The following is a 15,484-nucleotide window of genomic DNA, read 5'->3' as shown; positions in this document are numbered from 1 at the left end:
TTTTTTGAACCAGGAACAGAACCTCTGACAATGAATTTACAGCATCACTTTCTAATTGCCATGCCTGCTCTCCAGGACCCGATGTTCCGTCGCTCCGTAGTCTATATCTGCGAGTATAACGATGACGGTGCCATGGGCATCATCATCAATAAGCCGATGGAAAATCTGCAGGTTGAAGGGATCCTGGAGAAATTAAAAATCACGCCTGAGCCGCGTAATCCCGAGATCCGCCTGGATAAACCGGTGATGGTTGGCGGTCCGCTGGCCGAGGATCGGGGTTTTATACTGCATTCGCCGCCTTCCGATTTCTCCTCCAGCATCCGTATTTCCGATAACACGGTGATCACTACCTCCCGCGACGTGCTCGAAACGCTGGGTACGGATAAACAGCCGGAGAACGTGCTGGTTGCGCTGGGCTATGCTTCCTGGGAGAAAGGCCAGCTGGAGCAGGAGATACTGGATAACGCCTGGCTCACCGCGCCGGCCGATCGGAATATTTTGTTCAGCACGCCGATAGCCGACCGCTGGCGTGAGGCTGCGAAGCTGATTGGCATTGATATCGTGACCATGCCAGCCGAAGCGGGGCACGCGTAATGAGCGGAACGTTTTTAGGCTTCGATTTTGGCACCAAAAGCATTGGCGTCGCCGTAGGGCAGCGCATCACCGGCACCGCCCGCCCCCTCCCCGCGTTGAAAGCGCAGGACGGTAAGCCTGACTGGAACGTTATTGAGAAACTGCTGAAAGAGTGGCAGCCCGAAGCCGTGATTGTCGGCCTGCCGCTGAATATGGACGGTACGGAACAACCCCTGACAGCCCGTGCGCGCAACTTCGCGAATAAAATCCATGGCCGCTTCGGCGTGCAGATAATCCTGCATGATGAACGTCTGAGCACGGTTGAAGCCAGAGCCGGGCTATTCGAACAGGGTGGATTCCGGGCGCTAAAAAAAGGCAGCGTGGATTCCGCTTCTGCCGTCATTATTCTGGAAAGCTACTTCGAGCAGAGTTACTGAAGCTGAATGATGGCGCCCCATACCAGCGGCAGGCGCCATCATCCGGATTTCATGTTTAGTGGCGCAGATGTTCATTCGCCCAGCTTACCGCCTGAGTCCGGTTCTTCACGCTTAGCTTACGGAACACGTTGTACAGATGGGTACGCACCGTGTTTTCACTGATAAATAGCGCGCGGGCAATATCCAGATTTGTCGCCCCGCAGCGAAGTTCATTCAGAATTTCACATTCACGCTCGGTCAACGGTGAATTTTCCGCAGGCGCCGATACATGATCCGCAGCATACATCGCCGGGTGCATCACGCTCAATTCAGCCGTCTGTTCGCCGTTCAGCACAGCCCTAACGCCCTCAATTAAGCGCGATTCATCATCGTCATGACGGAAAACGCCGTACAGCGCTGGCCACTGCGCCATTTCGTAGAGCTCATACTTTTGTGCGCTATTGATAATCAATAAACGGGGGTTATCTCCCTGCATGCGAATAATATCACGCCATACGCTATTCAACTTTTTATTTGAAACCGCAATATCAAATAATATTACAGAATTTTTCAAAAGGCGTTGCGCGAGGGGTTTGTTAATATTTTGCAGAATGACCGATGCGGATAACCTTTCGGCCAGCCAGGTCGCAAATGCTTTGCTTTGAATGGAGGGGTGAGTAATAAAAGTAACCTGGTGAGAAAAAGCCAAATCCTCAGATAAATTAATCACTTAAAACTCTCCTTAGTTGATTTCCGCCTTCATAGCGGTTAAATGAATTAACAAGAATACGATCGTCTGTGTATTTATAAAAACAAACCACTTTTACACATTGAAACAATATTCCATGGGAATTTTCCTATCCCTGTAAACAGCATAAATCGAATGCCTTAAGAGAGTCAAAAGATTATCAAACTTTTTTCCTGGTTATGAGAGGTTTATGTCAATTCGTTTTTCATGGAATACATTATTCGGCTTAAGCTTAGGTGTTTATTTGTAATATCAAATAAGGGTAACAAACATTAATAAAACATTATTATAACAAGCTATTGGTAGGATCTCTGAATATAAAAAGCGCAGCTACAAAAGCCCGGCGGTCGTACGTTGCTGAAAGCTTTGCGTAAATGTTTGCATGCCCGATTGCTGCCCGGTTTGCATTACGCCGGGCAGCTGATGCGTTTTCCCCTCTCGGATCAAATTAGCCACCGCCGGGGTATTAACCAAAAGCTCGTATAACGCAACTCTGCCGCCAGCAGCATCTGGAAACAGTTTTTGTGCCAGCACCGCGCACAAACTTCCCGCCAGCTGACTGCGTACCTGCTCTTTCTCCTGCGCCGGAAAGACGTCCACCAGCCTCTCAACCGCCTGCGCCGCGCCGCGCGTATGTAGCGTCGCCATCACCAGATGTCCGGTCTCCGCTGCCGTTAATGCCAGGCGGATCGTTTCGCTGTCACGTAGTTCTCCTAACAGAATGACATCCGGGTCCTGACGCAGCGCGGCGCGCAGGGCAGCGGCAAATGAGGGGCAGTGGCGGCCGATTTCCCGCTGCTGAATCAGACAGCGCTCGCTGCGGTGAATAAATTCAACCGGATCTTCCAGCGTCAGGATATGGCCGCTGAGGCGCTGGTTAAGATAGCCCACCATCGCCGCCAGGGTGGTTGATTTCCCGCTACCGGTAGCCCCCGTGACCAGGATAAGTCCGCTCTCCTCATTGAGCAGCTCCGTTAAGGCGGCCGGCACGCCGAGATCCGCCAGCTGAGGGCAGGTTTCCGCCAACAGACGCAGCGCCAGCGACAGACCGCGATTGTGCACAAATGCGCTGGCGCGCAGACGCGGCCCACCCGCCGGAGTCAGCGCGAAATCAACCTGTCCGCAGGCCTTCCACTGGTCGAGCTGCTCGGCGTTGAGCCAATCAGTGAGTATTTTGCCAATATCAGGGGAGGTAAACGGCGCGGGCTCCAGCTTGCCCTGGCGACGCCAGCGCGGCGCTGAAGCATTGCACAGGTGTAGATCGGAGACGTTATGCTTTACACTAAGGGCCACTATTTCTTCCAGTTCCATAACTCATCCTCGGTATATGAACGATATTGCGCATAACCTGGCACAGGTCCGGGACAAAATCTCAGCCGCTGCCGCACGCTGCGGCCGTGCTCCAGAAGAAGTTACGTTGCTTGCAGTCAGTAAAACGAAACCTGCGAGCGCTATCGAAGAAGCGATGGCTGCCGGCCAGCTCGCGTTTGGCGAAAACTATGTCCAGGAAGGCGTGGATAAAATCCGCTACTTTCAGGAAACGGGCGCAACCGGTCTACAGTGGCACTTTATTGGTCCGCTGCAGTCCAATAAGAGCCGTCTGGTGGCCGAGCATTTTGACTGGTGCCATACCGTCGATCGTCTCAAAATCGCCGTCCGCCTGAGTGAACAGCGCCCGGCTCAACTGCCGCCGCTCAACGTGCTAATTCAAATCAACATTAGCGATGAGCAGAGCAAGTCGGGTATTCCGCCTGAAGAGCTGGACGCGCTGGCGGCAGAAATCGCTAAACTCCCTAATCTGCAGCTACGCGGTTTAATGGCCATTCCCGCGCCAGAGTCAGAATATGTAAGGCAGTTTGCCGTCGCCCAACAAATGGCGGTAGCATTTGCGCGGCTAAAAACGCACTACCCTACCGTCGATACGCTGTCGCTGGGAATGTCGGATGATATGGAAGCCGCCATCGCGGCGGGAAGCACTATGGTGCGCATCGGAACCGCAATTTTCGGCGCGCGCGACTACAGCAAAAAACAAGGAATCTGAGGAACGCCATGAAGACGTTGACTTTCCTGCTCTCAACGGTCATTGAGCTTTACACAATGGTCGTGTTGTTACGCGTCTGGATGCAGTGGGCGCGCTGCGACTTTTATAACCCGTTTTCGCAGTTCGTGGTCAAGGCTACGCAGCCTGTCGTTGGGCCGCTGCGCCGTATTATCCCGGCGATGGGGCCGCTCGACAGCGCCTCCCTGCTGGTCGCATTTATTCTCTGCGTCGTGAAAGCTATCGTCCTTTTTATGGTCGTCACCTTCCAGCCGATTATCTGGATCTCCGCGCTGCTGATCCTTATCAAAACTGTCGGCTCGCTGATCTTCTGGGTTCTTCTGTTAATGGCGATCATGAGCTGGGTAAGCCAGGGCCGCAGCCCGGTGGAATATGTTCTGATGCAGCTGGCAGACCCGCTGCTGCGCCCGATCCGCAGGCTGCTGCCCTCAATGGGCGGCATTGATTTCTCGCCGATGGTGCTGGTTCTGCTGCTGTACGTAATCAATATGGGTATCGCCGAACTGTTGCAGGCTACCGGCAACGTTCTGCTTCCGGGGCTGTGGATGGCGCTATGAGTGCCGTCGAAGCCTGCGCTGACGGGTTGGTCTTACGGCTGTATATTCAGCCCAAGGCCAGCCGCGACAGCATCGTTGGTTTACATGGCGACGAGCTCAAAGTCGCCATTACCGCGCCTCCCGTTGACGGCCAGGCCAACGCCCATCTGGTAAAATTCCTCGCCAAACAGTTTCGCGTAGCGAAAAGCCAGGTGCTTATTGAGAAAGGAGAACTGGGCCGCCACAAACAGATAAAAATCATTCATCCGCAGCAGATCCCGGACGGGGTCGCCGCGCTGACAGAATAAACAGGATCTCATATGCAAAAAGTTGTTCTCGCTACCGGCAACCCCGGAAAAGTGCGCGAGCTGGCCTCGCTGCTGGCAGATTTTGGCCTCGATATCGTGGCGCAAACCGAGCTGGGCGTGGATTCCGCAGAGGAAACCGGCCTGACGTTTATCGAAAACGCCATTCTGAAGGCGCGCCATGCCGCGCAGGTGACCGGGCTCCCGGCCATCGCCGATGACTCAGGTCTGGCCGTCGATGCGTTAGGCGGGGCGCCCGGCATCTACTCCGCCCGCTATTCCGGTGAAGATGCGACCGACCAGCGCAATCTGGAAAAGCTGCTCGACGCGCTGCGCGACGTGCCGGACGATAAGCGCCAGGCGCAATTCCACTGCGTGCTGGTCTATCTGCGTCATGCGGAAGATCCAACGCCGCTGGTTTGCCACGGCAGCTGGCCGGGCATCATCGCTCGTGAAGCCGCAGGCAACGGCGGCTTTGGTTACGACCCAATATTCTTTGTTCCGACGGAAGGTAAAACCGCAGCGGAGCTGAGCCGTGAAGAAAAGAGCGCCATTTCCCACCGCGGACGCGCGCTAAAACTGTTACTGGAAGCCTTACGTAATGGCTAATTTGCCGCCCCTGAGCCTCTATATTCACATCCCGTGGTGCGTGCAAAAATGCCCGTACTGCGATTTTAACTCGCATGCGTTAAAGGGCGAGGTACCGCACGACGACTACGTTCAGCATCTGCTGAACGATCTGCGGGCCGACGCCCACTATGCGCAGGGACGTGAAATCGGGACTATTTTCATCGGCGGCGGTACGCCGAGCCTGCTCTCAGGCACGGCGATGCAAACCCTGCTCGACGGCGTGCGCGAATCTCTTCCGCTGGCATCCAACGCGGAAATCACCATGGAAGCCAACCCCGGCACCGTGGAAGCGGATCGCTTTGTCGAGTATCAGCGCGCAGGTATTAATCGCATCTCCATCGGCGTACAGAGCTTTAGCGAACAGAAGCTGCAGCGGCTCGGACGTATCCATGGGCCACAGGAAGCCCGGCGCGCGGCAAATCTGGCAAGCGGTCTGGGACTGCGCAGCTTTAACCTCGATTTAATGCACGGTCTGCCGGATCAGTCTCTGGAAGAGGCGCTGGATGACCTGCGCCAGGCAATCGCGCTCAATCCGCCGCACCTCTCCTGGTATCAGCTGACCATTGAGCCAAACACCCTGTTTGGCTCGCGTCCGCCAACCCTGCCGGACGACGACGCGCTGTGGGACATTTATGAACAGGGGCATAGCCTGCTCAGTTCGGCGGGCTATCAGCAATATGAAACCTCCGCCTACGCTAAGCCGGGCTATCAGTGCCAGCATAACCTGAACTACTGGCGCTTTGGCGACTACCTGGGGATTGGCTGCGGCGCGCACGGCAAAGTGACGTTCCCGGATGGGCGCATATTGCGGACGGCGAAAACCCGGCATCCACGCGGCTACATGGAAGGCCGCTATCTGGAGCGCCAGCACGATGTGGAAGATGCGGATAAACCGTTTGAGTTCTTTATGAACCGTTTCCGCCTGCTGGAAGCCGCCCCGCGCGATGAATTCAGCCGCTACACCGGCCTTGATGAGCGTACGATCCGTCCGCAAATCGATGCCGCCATCGCCGAAGGCTACCTGATGGAAGATGAGCGCTACTGGCAAATTACCGAGCACGGTAAGCTATTTTTGAATTCCCTTCTCGAACTTTTCCTCAGCGAATAATCTCCTCTCCACTTATCCCGTTATAAAAATAGCGGGATAATTAATTATTCGTTTTTTACGAAACATCAATATCACTATTCCCGAAGCATCTCAATTCAACATTTCCAAAGAAAATAAATTCACATTCATTTATTTAAAATAAATATAACCAACCGCACAAAAATATCTTTTTGATCGACTTATTGAGAAAAAGTGTGAGACAGATAGCTTAAAGATGTACGACAACAAGGATAATATGTCATACAGAAACAAAAATTACCCCTTAAGATATTGACCAATTACCCCAAGTGCATGGAGCCGACTCATGAAAAAATTCTCTTTTTCTCGTTCTCTGGTGTGTGTATCTTTGCTTGCCCTGCTCTCCTCAGGCGCAAGCGCGGCTGAAAAAGTCACATTAAAACTGGCACATAACCTTGAACGCAGCCATGTTGTTCATCAGGCCTTTGAGGAGATGTCCAAAGAGGTTAACCAACTTTCCAACGGGGCTATAAAGATCCGTATTTATCCCAGTAGCCAAATGGGCAGCGCGCGTGAAACTCTGGAGTTATTACAAAATGGCGCGCTGGATATGACCAAAGGTTCCGCCAGCGATCTGGAGTCCTTCGATAACGTCTACGCGATATATAATTTACCGTTCCTGTTTAAAGACCAGAATCACTTCAATAAAGTCGTCTTCGGTGAGGTGGGTAAGGAAATAACGGAGTCTACGAAAGATAAAGGATTCTTTGCGCTTTCCGCTTATGTTGCCGGGACCCGCAGTTTTTACGCCAAAAAGCCCATCACTAAACCGGAAGATTTAAAAGGATTGAAAATCCGCGTCCAGGCCAGCCCGACAACCTTAAAAATGGTCGAATTAATGGGCGGTTCGCCAACGCCCATTTCCTTTGGTGAAGTTTATACCGCCATGCAGCAGGGCGTGGTGGACGGCGCGGAGAACAATGTGCCTTCCTGGGTGCAAACGCGCCATATCGAAATCGCGAAAGTGTTCTCTGAAGATGAACATGCCTCCATCCCGGATTTCCTCGTTATCTCCAGTAAAACCTGGGACAAACTGACGCCGGATCAGCAGCAAATCCTGATCAAGGCGGCAAAAGCTTCCGAAGCGTATCAGCAAAAACTGTGGGACAAGATCGACGCCGACACCCGCGCGCAGGCCAAAGCCATGGGCGGCGAAATCATCAAAGTGGATAAAGCACCGTTCCGCGCCGCCGTGCAGCCGCTGTTTGATGACTTCAAAAAAGATCCGAAGCAGGCCGCCCTGCTGGACAAATTTGAAGCTGCCGCCGAATAACACTTAGCGGGCCAGCCGCTGGCCCGCTTTCATCGGGAAAACAATGATGATACTTAACCGCATAAAGCTGGCGGTGGACCGCACGATCGCCGCATTCTCCGTCGCCGTTATGATTGCGCTGGTGGTCTGCGTCGTCTGGCAGGTGTTCAGCCGCTACGTGCTAAACCAGCCAAGCACCCTGACCGACGAGCTGGCGCGATTTTTGATGATCTGGGTCGGGCTGCTGGGTGCGGCATATACTGTCGGCGCCCAGCGTCATCTGGCGATCGATTTACTCGCCATGACGCTTCCTCCCCGCAAGCAAGCGCTGTTCAGCGTCATTATTAATCTGCTGATCTTTATTTTTGCCGGGTCAGTAATTGTAACCGGCGGCGTGAAGCTGATTGAAAAAACGCTGTCGACATCCCAGGTCTCGGCCGCGATGCAGATCCCCATGGGCTACGTGTATCTGATCCTGCCGCTAACCGGCATCATTATGATGTTTTACACGCTCTGTTTTATCAGCAACGGTCTGAAAAATATGAAAAACTATGAAGCGGGGGCAAATTGATGGACAGCTATATCGCACTGATGCTATTTGGCTCTTTCTTTATTCTGGTTTTTATTGGTGTCCCCATCTCCTTCTCCATTGGCATCGCGACCGTCGGCTCGATGCTGCTGATGTTCCCGTGGGATATTGCGGTGATTACCGTTTCTCAGCGCCTGGCGAACGGCCTCGACAACTTCGCCCTGCTGGCGATTCCATTCTTTATCTTTGCCGGCACCCTGATGAACAGCGGCGGGATTGCCATCCGCTTAATCAATCTGGCGCAGGTGATGGTCGGACGCGTGCCGGGATCGCTGGGCCACGTCAACGTGCTGGCAAATATGATGTTCGGCTCGATTTCAGGTTCGGCGGTCGCCGCGGCGGCGGCGGTAGGGGGAACGCTCAACCCCATTCAGACCCGGAAGGGCTACGACCCGGCGTTCTCCACGGCGGTTAACGTCTCATCATGCATCACGGGCCTGCTCATCCCGCCGTCAAACGTCCTGATCGTCTTCTCCCTGACGGCCGGGGGCGTCTCGGTTGCGTCGCTGTTTATGGCCGGTTATCTGCCGGGCATTCTGATGGGCCTGGCCATCATGGTGGTGTGCGCTTTTATCGCTAAACGTCGCGGTTATCCGGTTTCTGAACGTCCCACCTGCGCCCAGGCGGCAAAAGCGTTTTTCGACGCCTTGCCCAGCCTGCTGCTGGTGATCATTGTGATGGGCGGGATCCTCGGCGGCATTTTTACCGCGACCGAAGCGTCGGCTATCGCCGTGGTTTACACCTTTATCCTGTCAGTGCTGATTTACCGGGAAGTGAAGTGGCGCGATCTGCCGAAGCTGATCCTTGAATCGGTGGTGATGACCTCCATCGTGCTATTGCTGATCGGCTTTTCCGTCGGCATGTCGTGGGCGATGACCAACGCCGATATACCCTACATGATAAGCGATGCGCTAATGGGGATTTCTGAAAACCCGGTGGTGATTCTGCTGCTGATAAATATCGTGCTGTTAATCGTCGGGATCTTTATGGATATGACCCCGGCGGTACTGATTTTCACGCCGATATTCCTGCCCATCGCGCAGGATTTGGGGATGGATCCGGTGCATTTCGGCATCATGATGGTCGCTAACCTGTGCATCGGTCTGCTGACGCCGCCGGTAGGTAGCGCGCTGTTTGTAGGCTGCTCTATTTCCGGCGTTAAAATTCAGCAGCTCATTAAACCGCTGCTGCCGTTCTACGCCGCCCTGCTGATCGCGCTGATGATGATTGTCTATATCCCGCAGATCTCGCTGTTTATTCCGCAGCTGCTGGGGCTGATGTGACCGACTGACCATAATCGCTACCTGCGCCCGCAGGTAGCGAATTAAAACTTACTTTAACGACCCCACCAGCGCTTTGCGGCTCTCCTCAAGGGAGACCACGCGGCCGCAGACGTCCTTACCAAACTGCTGGAAATCTGCCTCCTGGTTTTTCCATTCGTCCTGAATGGCCGTTTGCAGGCCGCCAAGGCTACCAAGGATCCCCTGCAGCGGGTTACCGCCGCCTTTGAGAACCGCCTTCGCGCCCATCTCGTTGATGCTGTCCTGCAGAATACCGCCCATCGCCTGGTTTACCAGCTGCTGGCCGTCGGCGCGCACCTGATCGATGGCTTTATAGTGGAACGTCAGCCCATCGTTGCGATGTTCAATAATACGGCCCATTTGCGCTTTCAGCTGCGCATCAAGCTTGGTCAGGCGGCTATGCATGCTGCTGCTGGCCCCCACCTGTTCGGTAATGATTTTATCCAGCGCGGCTCGGCCTTTTTCTACCCGCGTGCGGGCGCCTTCATCAATCCACGGCAGGCTGCTGCGCAGTCCAGCCTGATAGTCCTGCGCCTGCTCGCGCTGGGCGGCATTCAGCGCATAGGCTTTCCCGTTAAAGGTCAGATTGCCGTCCGGCTTAATCACCAGATCGCCGTTTTCGCCTTTCACCTGCACCTGCTGCGGGCTGAGGATGACATCGTCACGCGGCGTGACGCTACACTGGTAGTCCGCATGCGCGGACAAAGCGGTGACGGACAGCGCCACTGCCAACAGCGTTTTGCGCATCATTTAACTCCCTTCAGACAAAACGGGCCGGCAGTTGCCGACCCTTGTCAAACTTAGTCCCACCAGATATCAAAAAGTTCGCTGGTGCGTACATCGGCAAGCCCGCGATCTTCCAGCCATTTACGCACGATGGCCTGGTGTTCTTCGGTGCATTTGCCGATTTCCTGCAGGCAGATCAGCCCTTCCCAGGAAAGATAGCCGCTGCCATCAAAGGCCAGCTTATTAGGCTCAATCACTTCATCAATCAGATCGTTAACGGTCTGGTCGATCTGCTCTTCGCTGGTTCCTTCCGCGAAGCGCCACGCGACGGAGAAACCCACTTCCTGAAACTCGTCGATATGCATTTTTTTACGCAGACGACGGCTACGATTCGTTGCCATTATTTCACCCTCTCGAACATTAAGTCCCATACGCCGTGGCCAAGACGATGGCCACGCTGTTCAAATTTGGTTACCGGGCGCGATTCCGGGCGCGGCACATAGTCGTTGCTTTCAGACCGGTTACGATACCCTTCAAGCGAGGACATCACTTCCAGCATATGCTCGGCATATTGCTCCCAGTCGGTCGCCATATGGAAGACACCCCCCAGCTTCAGTTTACTTTTCACCAGTTCGGCAAAAGGCGGCTGAACGATACGGCGCTTATTATGACGCGCTTTGTGCCACGGGTCAGGGAAAAACAGCTGCACCATGCTCAGGGAGTTATCCGGAATCATGGTATGCAGCACTTCCACCGCATCGTGGCACATGACGCGCAGGTTCTGCACGCCCTCTTCTTCGGCGGACGCCAGGCAGGCGCCGACGCCCGGCGAGTGCACTTCAATGCCGAGGAAATTCTGCTGCGGCTTCTCTTTCGCCATCGCCACCAGCGACGCCCCCATGCCAAAACCAATCTCCAGCGTGACCGGCGCTTCACGGCCAAACAGGGCGGCGAAATCGAGCGGCGCTTCGTTGAATTCAACGCCCATCACCGGCCAAATAGTGTCCAGCGCGTGCTGCTGACCTTTGGTCAGGCGGCCCTGACGACGGACGAAGCTGCGAATACGGCGCAGCGGGCGGCCGTTTTCATCGAATTCCGGAGATATGACGTCGTTTTTCATAAAAGTTAAGTCTGCTTGTGAGATGTGTTCGGAAAACGGGCATTATCCAAAGTTACCCGGCGGATGCAAGGGTTTACAGCCCCTCGCCCTTGTGCTGCAATCTGCCACCTTATAATCGCTTTCCCGGAGCCGTAGCTTTGACTTTTCTCGCCGCGCAATTTTCAGCCCAGGTGCTGGACTGGTACGACAAATACGGGCGCAAAACCCTGCCCTGGCAAATTGGCAAGACGCCTTACAAAGTATGGCTCTCCGAGGTGATGTTGCAACAAACGCAAGTGGCGACGGTTATCCCCTATTTTGAACGCTTTATGGCGCGTTTCCCAACAATTACCGATCTGGCGAACGCGCCCCTCGATGAAGTCCTGCATCTTTGGACCGGACTTGGCTATTACGCCCGCGCGCGCAATCTGCATAAAGCGGCGCAGCAGGTGGCCACCCTGCACGGCGGAAAATTCCCACAGACCTTCGATGAAGTCGCCGCGCTGCCAGGCGTGGGCCGCTCCACCGCCGGCGCGATTTTGTCCCTTTCTCTCGGTCAGCATTATCCGATTCTCGACGGCAACGTGAAGCGCGTGCTCGCGCGCTGCTATGCTGTCAGCGGTTGGCCGGGGAAAAAAGAGGTTGAGAAACGCCTGTGGGAGATCGCCGAGGACGTCACGCCGGCCAATGGGGTCGAGCGTTTTAACCAGGCCATGATGGACCTTGGAGCGATGGTATGCACCCGCTCAAAGCCGAAATGCGAGCTTTGTCCGCTGAATAACGGCTGCGTGGCCTACGCAAATCATTCATGGGCTCAATATCCAGGCAAAAAACCGAAACAGACGATCCCCGAGCGTACCGGCTATTTCCTGCTGATGCAGCACGGCGACAAGGTGTTTCTCTCCCAGCGCCCACCGGTGGGATTATGGGGGGGATTGTTCTGCTTCCCGCAGTTTGAAGATGAAGATACGCTGCGGGAGTGGCTGGCCCAGCGGCAGATCAAGGCTGAGAATCTGACGCAATTAACCGCGTTCCGCCACACTTTCAGCCATTTCCATCTGGATATTGTGCCGATGTGGCTTACAGTGCACTCATCCGGCGCATGCATGGATGAAGGGGGCGCACTCTGGTATAACTTAGCGCAGCCGCCGTCCGTCGGTCTGGCGGCCCCCGTGGAGCGCTTGTTGCAACAGTTAAAAGCCGGAGCACCGGTTTAGCTTTCTGGCGATTAAAGAGGATTAAGAATGAGCAGAACGATTTTTTGTACTTTCCTGCAGCGTGAAGCCGATGGCCAGGATTTTCAGCTGTATCCGGGCGAGCTGGGCAAACGCATCTATAACGAAATTTCCAAAGAAGCCTGGGCCCAATGGCAGCATAAGCAGACGATGCTGATAAACGAGAAAAAACTCAGCATGATGAACCCTGAGCATCGCAAACTGCTGGAGCAGGAGATGGTTCAGTTCCTGTTTGAAGGCAAAGACGTGCACATCGAAGGCTATACGCCGCCAGAAAAACAGTAAGGGCCTGACGGCCCTTTACAACAATAAACACAACACGCACTCCCGGAATGATGAAAAAATACTTAGCGCTAGCGCTGATTGCGCCTTTGCTCGTTTCGTGTTCCAGCTCAACCAAAAAAGGCGCCGAGTATAACGAGGCGTGGGTGAAGGACACCAACGGCTTTGATATCCTGATGGGCCAGTTCGCCCATAACATCGAGAACATTTGGGGTTATAACGAAGTTCTGCTCGCCGGGCCGAAGGACTACGTTAAATACACCGACCAGTATCAAACCCGCAGCCACATCAACTTTGATGCGGGGACGATTACCGTTGAAACTATCGCCGGTACCGACCCGGCCGGGCGCCTGCGCCAGGCGATTATTAAAACCCTGCTGATGGGCGATGACCCTAACTCCATTGACCTCTATTCTGACGTCGATGATATTCAGATTTCAAAAGAGCCGTTCCTGTATGGCCAGGTGGTGGATAACACCGGCGAGGCCATTCGCTGGGAGTGGCGCGCCTCGCGCTTCGCCGACTATCTGCTGCAAACACGCCTGAAAAGCCGCAGCAACGGCCCGCGCATGATCTACAGCATCACCATTAACCTGGTGCCGAACCACCTCGACAAACGCGCGCATAAGTACATTGGTATGGTCCGTCAGGCATCGCGCAAATACGGCGTTGATGAATCGCTGATCCTGGCGATTATGCAAACCGAATCCTCCTTTAACCCCTATGCGGTAAGTCACGCCGACGCCCTGGGGCTGATGCAGGTAGTGCAGCACAGCGCCGGGAAGGACGTGTTCCGTTCGCAGGGGAAATCAGGCCTACCGAGCCGCAGCTACCTGTTCGATCCGGTCAATAACATCGACACCGGCACCGCCTATCTGGCAATGCTTAACAACGTCTATCTGTCCGGTATCACCAACCCGACCTCGCGTCGCTATGCGGTCATCACCGCGTATAACGGCGGCGCGGGCAGCGTACTGCGGGTCTTCTCCAGCGATAAGGTTCAGGCGGCGAATATCATCAACAACATGACGCCGGGCGATGTTTATCAAACCATCACCAGCCGTCACCCCTCCGCCGAGTCGCGTCGTTATCTGTACAAGGTTAACTCTGCGCAGAAAGGCTATCGCCGCAGGTAATCTCCCTCCAGCGCCCTTGTTTCCTCAAGGGCGCCTTCCTTCTGCTATACACAATAGAGTTGCGCAACTGTTTTGCGATTTTCTGCGGCAGTTAACAAAAGCATCCACCGCATAAATGATAGAATCCAACCAAAATAACGCTATAAATGTTATTTAAAACACAAAACAATTCTATATCCGTGAGGATCAAAACATGAATCTTAAGCTGCAGCTCAAAGTACTGTCGTTCCTGCAGTTCTGCCTCTGGGGAAGCTGGCTCACCACGCTCGGCTCGTATATGTTCGTCACCCTCAAGTTCGACGGTGCGGCCATCGGAGCGGTCTATAGCTCGCTCGGTATCGCTGCGGTATTTATGCCGACGCTGCTCGGTATCGTTGCCGATAAATGGATCAGCGCCAAATGGGTTTACGCCATTTGCCATCTGGTCGGCGCGCTGACGCTGTGGCTCGCCGCCCAGGTCACTACGCCGGGCGAGATGTTCCTCGTCATTCTGCTTAACTCGCTGGCCTATATGCCGACGCTGGGGCTGATTAACACCATTTCCTACTACCGGCTGCAGTCAGCGAATATGGATATCGTGACCGATTTCCCGCCGATTCGCATCTGGGGCACCATCGGTTTTATCCTCGCCATGTGGGGCGTCAGCTTCTCCGGATTTGAGCTAAGCCATATGCAGCTTTATATCGGCGCGGCGCTCTCCTTACTGCTGGTGCTCTTCACCCTGACGCTGCCGCATATTCCGGTGGCTAATCAGCAGAAAAACCAGAGCTGGACCGCCATGCTGGGTCTTGATGCCTTCGCGCTGTTTAAAAATAAACGTATGGCGATCTTCTTTATTTTCTCGATGATGCTGGGCGCCGAACTGCAAATCACCAATATGTTCGGCAACACCTTCCTGCACAGCTTTGATAAAGATCCGCTGTTCGCCAGCAGCTTTATCGTGCAGCACGCCTCGGTGATGATGTCGATTTCGCAGATCTCGGAAACCCTGTTCATCCTGACCATCCCGTTCTTCCTCAGCCGCTACGGCATCAAGAACGTGATGCTGATTAGTATCGTGGCGTGGATGCTGCGCTTCGGCCTGTTCGCTTACGGCGACCCGACCCCGTTCGGCACCGTGCTGCTGGTGCTGTCGATGATCGTTTATGGCTGCGCCTTCGACTTCTTCAACATCTCGGGTTCGGTGTTTGTGGAAAAAGAGGTTCGCCCGGAAATCCGCGCCAGCGCGCAGGGGATGTTCCTGATGATGACCAACGGCTTCGGCTGCATACTTGGCGGGATGGTAAGCGGTAAAGTGGTGGAGCACTTTACCGTCGAAGGGATCACCGACTGGCAAACCGTATGGCTGATTTTCGCCGGCTATTCGCTGGTTCTGGCTTTTGCCTTTGTAGCGCTGTTTAAGTACAAGCACGTCCGCGTACCAACCGGGGCGCAGACCGTCGCACATTAAATAAACGGCTTACCCCAGATT

At 54.5% G+C, this 15,484-nt stretch carries 19 protein-coding genes; 14 read left to right on the top strand and 5 right to left on the bottom strand.

Annotation, left to right across the window (positions count from 1 at the left end; all coding sequences use genetic code 11):
• Window positions 1-30 precede the first annotated feature (30 nt).
• The gene (locus EGY08_RS19630; protein WP_004125153.1) at window positions 31-594 is read left to right on the top strand and encodes a YqgE/AlgH family protein; all 564 of its coding nucleotides are present in this window, start codon (window positions 31-33) and stop codon (window positions 592-594) included.
• Complete coding sequence (ruvX, locus tag EGY08_RS19625; protein ID WP_004125157.1) at window positions 594-1,010, top strand: Holliday junction resolvase RuvX; 417 nt, start codon at window positions 594-596, stop codon at window positions 1,008-1,010. Before EGY08_RS19630 ends, ruvX begins: the two co-directional genes overlap by 1 nt.
• A gap of 55 nt (window positions 1,011-1,065) precedes the next feature.
• On the opposite strand, the gene EGY08_RS19620 is transcribed toward ruvX, so the two are convergent.
• Window positions 1,066-1,719 (bottom strand): LuxR C-terminal-related transcriptional regulator, encoded by a 654-nt coding sequence (locus EGY08_RS19620; protein WP_123828819.1) that lies wholly within the window; start codon window positions 1,717-1,719, stop codon window positions 1,066-1,068.
• A gap of 348 nt (window positions 1,720-2,067) precedes the next feature.
• Window positions 2,068-3,048: a type IV pilus twitching motility protein PilT gene (locus EGY08_RS19615; protein WP_123828818.1), complete on the bottom strand. Its 981-nt coding sequence runs from the start codon at window positions 3,046-3,048 to the stop codon at window positions 2,068-2,070.
• Window positions 3,049-3,064: 16 nt separating this feature from the next.
• On the opposite strand from EGY08_RS19615, the gene EGY08_RS19610 reads away from it, so the two are divergent.
• The 8 genes from EGY08_RS19610 (at window position 3,065) to EGY08_RS19575 (ending at window position 9,517) form a co-directional block, all read left to right on the top strand.
• The gene (locus EGY08_RS19610; protein WP_004125172.1) at window positions 3,065-3,778 is read left to right on the top strand and encodes a YggS family pyridoxal phosphate-dependent enzyme; all 714 of its coding nucleotides are present in this window, start codon (window positions 3,065-3,067) and stop codon (window positions 3,776-3,778) included.
• Window positions 3,779-3,786: 8 nt separating this feature from the next.
• Window positions 3,787-4,353 (top strand): YggT family protein, encoded by a 567-nt coding sequence (locus EGY08_RS19605; protein WP_004105714.1) that lies wholly within the window; start codon window positions 3,787-3,789, stop codon window positions 4,351-4,353.
• Window positions 4,350-4,640: a DUF167 family protein YggU gene (gene yggU, locus EGY08_RS19600; RefSeq protein ID WP_004125173.1), complete on the top strand. Its 291-nt coding sequence runs from the start codon at window positions 4,350-4,352 to the stop codon at window positions 4,638-4,640. Before EGY08_RS19605 ends, yggU begins: the two co-directional genes overlap by 4 nt.
• A 12-nt stretch (window positions 4,641-4,652) precedes the next feature.
• Window positions 4,653-5,246 (top strand): XTP/dITP diphosphatase, encoded by a 594-nt coding sequence (locus EGY08_RS19595; RefSeq protein ID WP_049113279.1) that lies wholly within the window; start codon window positions 4,653-4,655, stop codon window positions 5,244-5,246.
• Window positions 5,239-6,375: a radical SAM family heme chaperone HemW gene (gene hemW, locus EGY08_RS19590; protein ID WP_004125178.1), complete on the top strand. Its 1,137-nt coding sequence runs from the start codon at window positions 5,239-5,241 to the stop codon at window positions 6,373-6,375. Before EGY08_RS19595 ends, hemW begins: the two co-directional genes overlap by 8 nt.
• Window positions 6,376-6,679: 304 nt before the next feature.
• Window positions 6,680-7,666 carry a TRAP transporter substrate-binding protein gene (locus EGY08_RS19585; RefSeq protein WP_123828817.1) on the top strand — a complete coding sequence of 329 codons (987 nt, stop codon included), beginning with the start codon at window positions 6,680-6,682 and terminating at the stop codon, window positions 7,664-7,666.
• 46 nt (window positions 7,667-7,712) lie between these two features.
• A complete protein-coding gene (locus tag EGY08_RS19580) occupies window positions 7,713-8,216 on the top strand; it encodes a TRAP transporter small permease (protein WP_123829442.1) in 504 nt (167 codons plus the stop codon).
• A complete protein-coding gene (locus EGY08_RS19575) occupies window positions 8,216-9,517 on the top strand; it encodes a TRAP transporter large permease (RefSeq protein ID WP_004125184.1) in 1,302 nt (433 codons plus the stop codon). The genes EGY08_RS19580 and EGY08_RS19575 overlap by 1 nt, the downstream gene beginning before the upstream one ends.
• 48 nt (window positions 9,518-9,565) lie before the next feature.
• Here EGY08_RS19575 and EGY08_RS19570 read toward each other — a convergent pair whose 3' ends face one another.
• From EGY08_RS19570 to trmB, 3 genes are read right to left on the bottom strand one after another with little or no spacing between them, the layout of a single operon-like run.
• Entirely contained in the window at window positions 9,566-10,285 is a 720-nt protein-coding gene (locus tag EGY08_RS19570; RefSeq protein WP_024358653.1) for a DUF2884 domain-containing protein, read from the bottom strand.
• Between the two features lie 50 nt (window positions 10,286-10,335).
• On the bottom strand, window positions 10,336-10,662 hold the full coding sequence (locus EGY08_RS19565) for a YggL family protein (RefSeq protein ID WP_004105731.1): 327 nt from the start codon (window positions 10,660-10,662) through the stop codon (window positions 10,336-10,338).
• Window positions 10,662-11,381 (bottom strand): tRNA (guanosine(46)-N7)-methyltransferase TrmB, encoded by a 720-nt coding sequence (trmB, locus tag EGY08_RS19560; RefSeq protein ID WP_004125186.1) that lies wholly within the window; start codon window positions 11,379-11,381, stop codon window positions 10,662-10,664. The genes EGY08_RS19565 and trmB overlap by 1 nt, the downstream gene beginning before the upstream one ends.
• Window positions 11,382-11,518: 137 nt before the next feature.
• On the opposite strand from trmB, the gene mutY reads away from it, so the two are divergent.
• From mutY to EGY08_RS19540, 4 genes are all read left to right on the top strand, one after another.
• On the top strand, window positions 11,519-12,577 hold the full coding sequence (gene mutY / locus EGY08_RS19555) for an A/G-specific adenine glycosylase (RefSeq protein WP_049113284.1): 1,059 nt from the start codon (window positions 11,519-11,521) through the stop codon (window positions 12,575-12,577).
• Between the two features lie 27 nt (window positions 12,578-12,604).
• Window positions 12,605-12,880 (top strand): oxidative damage protection protein, encoded by a 276-nt coding sequence (locus EGY08_RS19550; protein ID WP_004105744.1) that lies wholly within the window; start codon window positions 12,605-12,607, stop codon window positions 12,878-12,880.
• Window positions 12,881-12,930: 50 nt separating this feature from the next.
• Window positions 12,931-14,013 (top strand): membrane-bound lytic murein transglycosylase MltC, encoded by a 1,083-nt coding sequence (mltC, locus tag EGY08_RS19545; protein WP_004135825.1) that lies wholly within the window; start codon window positions 12,931-12,933, stop codon window positions 14,011-14,013.
• Between the two features lie 193 nt (window positions 14,014-14,206).
• Window positions 14,207-15,463, top strand: coding sequence for a nucleoside permease (locus EGY08_RS19540; RefSeq protein ID WP_004125191.1), 1,257 nt, complete (start codon window positions 14,207-14,209; stop codon window positions 15,461-15,463).
• Window positions 15,464-15,484 lie beyond the last annotated feature (21 nt).

Origin of the sequence: Klebsiella sp. FDAARGOS_511, assembly GCF_003812845.1 — a bacterium.
In the GTDB taxonomy this organism is placed as follows: domain Bacteria; phylum Pseudomonadota; class Gammaproteobacteria; order Enterobacterales; family Enterobacteriaceae; genus Klebsiella; species Klebsiella grimontii.
The sequence above is the reverse complement of the archived record's forward strand: the minus strand, read 5'-3'. Positions and strand labels throughout refer to the sequence as shown.

Excerpts from the sequence above, each read along its gene's own strand:
- EGY08_RS19630 (WP_004125153.1), top strand. The coding sequence starts at position 31 with ATGAATTTACAGCATCACTTTCTAATTGCCATGCCTGCTCTCCAGGAC.
- ruvX (WP_004125157.1), top strand. The coding sequence starts at position 594 with ATGAGCGGAACGTTTTTAGGCTTCGATTTTGGCACCAAAAGCATTGGC.
- EGY08_RS19615 (WP_123828818.1), bottom strand. The coding sequence starts at position 3,048 with ATGGAACTGGAAGAAATAGTGGCCCTTAGTGTAAAGCATAACGTCTCC.
- EGY08_RS19610 (WP_004125172.1), top strand. The coding sequence starts at position 3,065 with ATGAACGATATTGCGCATAACCTGGCACAGGTCCGGGACAAAATCTCA.
- EGY08_RS19605 (WP_004105714.1), top strand. The coding sequence starts at position 3,787 with ATGAAGACGTTGACTTTCCTGCTCTCAACGGTCATTGAGCTTTACACA.
- yggU (WP_004125173.1), top strand. The coding sequence starts at position 4,350 with ATGAGTGCCGTCGAAGCCTGCGCTGACGGGTTGGTCTTACGGCTGTAT.
- EGY08_RS19595 (WP_049113279.1), top strand. The coding sequence starts at position 4,653 with ATGCAAAAAGTTGTTCTCGCTACCGGCAACCCCGGAAAAGTGCGCGAG.
- hemW (WP_004125178.1), top strand. The coding sequence starts at position 5,239 with ATGGCTAATTTGCCGCCCCTGAGCCTCTATATTCACATCCCGTGGTGC.
- EGY08_RS19585 (WP_123828817.1), top strand. The coding sequence starts at position 6,680 with ATGAAAAAATTCTCTTTTTCTCGTTCTCTGGTGTGTGTATCTTTGCTT.
- EGY08_RS19580 (WP_123829442.1), top strand. The coding sequence starts at position 7,713 with ATGATACTTAACCGCATAAAGCTGGCGGTGGACCGCACGATCGCCGCA.
- EGY08_RS19575 (WP_004125184.1), top strand. The coding sequence starts at position 8,216 with ATGGACAGCTATATCGCACTGATGCTATTTGGCTCTTTCTTTATTCTG.
- EGY08_RS19570 (WP_024358653.1), bottom strand. The coding sequence starts at position 10,285 with ATGATGCGCAAAACGCTGTTGGCAGTGGCGCTGTCCGTCACCGCTTTG.
- EGY08_RS19565 (WP_004105731.1), bottom strand. The coding sequence starts at position 10,662 with ATGGCAACGAATCGTAGCCGTCGTCTGCGTAAAAAAATGCATATCGAC.
- trmB (WP_004125186.1), bottom strand. The coding sequence starts at position 11,381 with ATGAAAAACGACGTCATATCTCCGGAATTCGATGAAAACGGCCGCCCG.
- EGY08_RS19550 (WP_004105744.1), top strand. The coding sequence starts at position 12,605 with ATGAGCAGAACGATTTTTTGTACTTTCCTGCAGCGTGAAGCCGATGGC.
- mltC (WP_004135825.1), top strand. The coding sequence starts at position 12,931 with ATGAAAAAATACTTAGCGCTAGCGCTGATTGCGCCTTTGCTCGTTTCG.
- EGY08_RS19540 (WP_004125191.1), top strand. The coding sequence starts at position 14,207 with ATGAATCTTAAGCTGCAGCTCAAAGTACTGTCGTTCCTGCAGTTCTGC.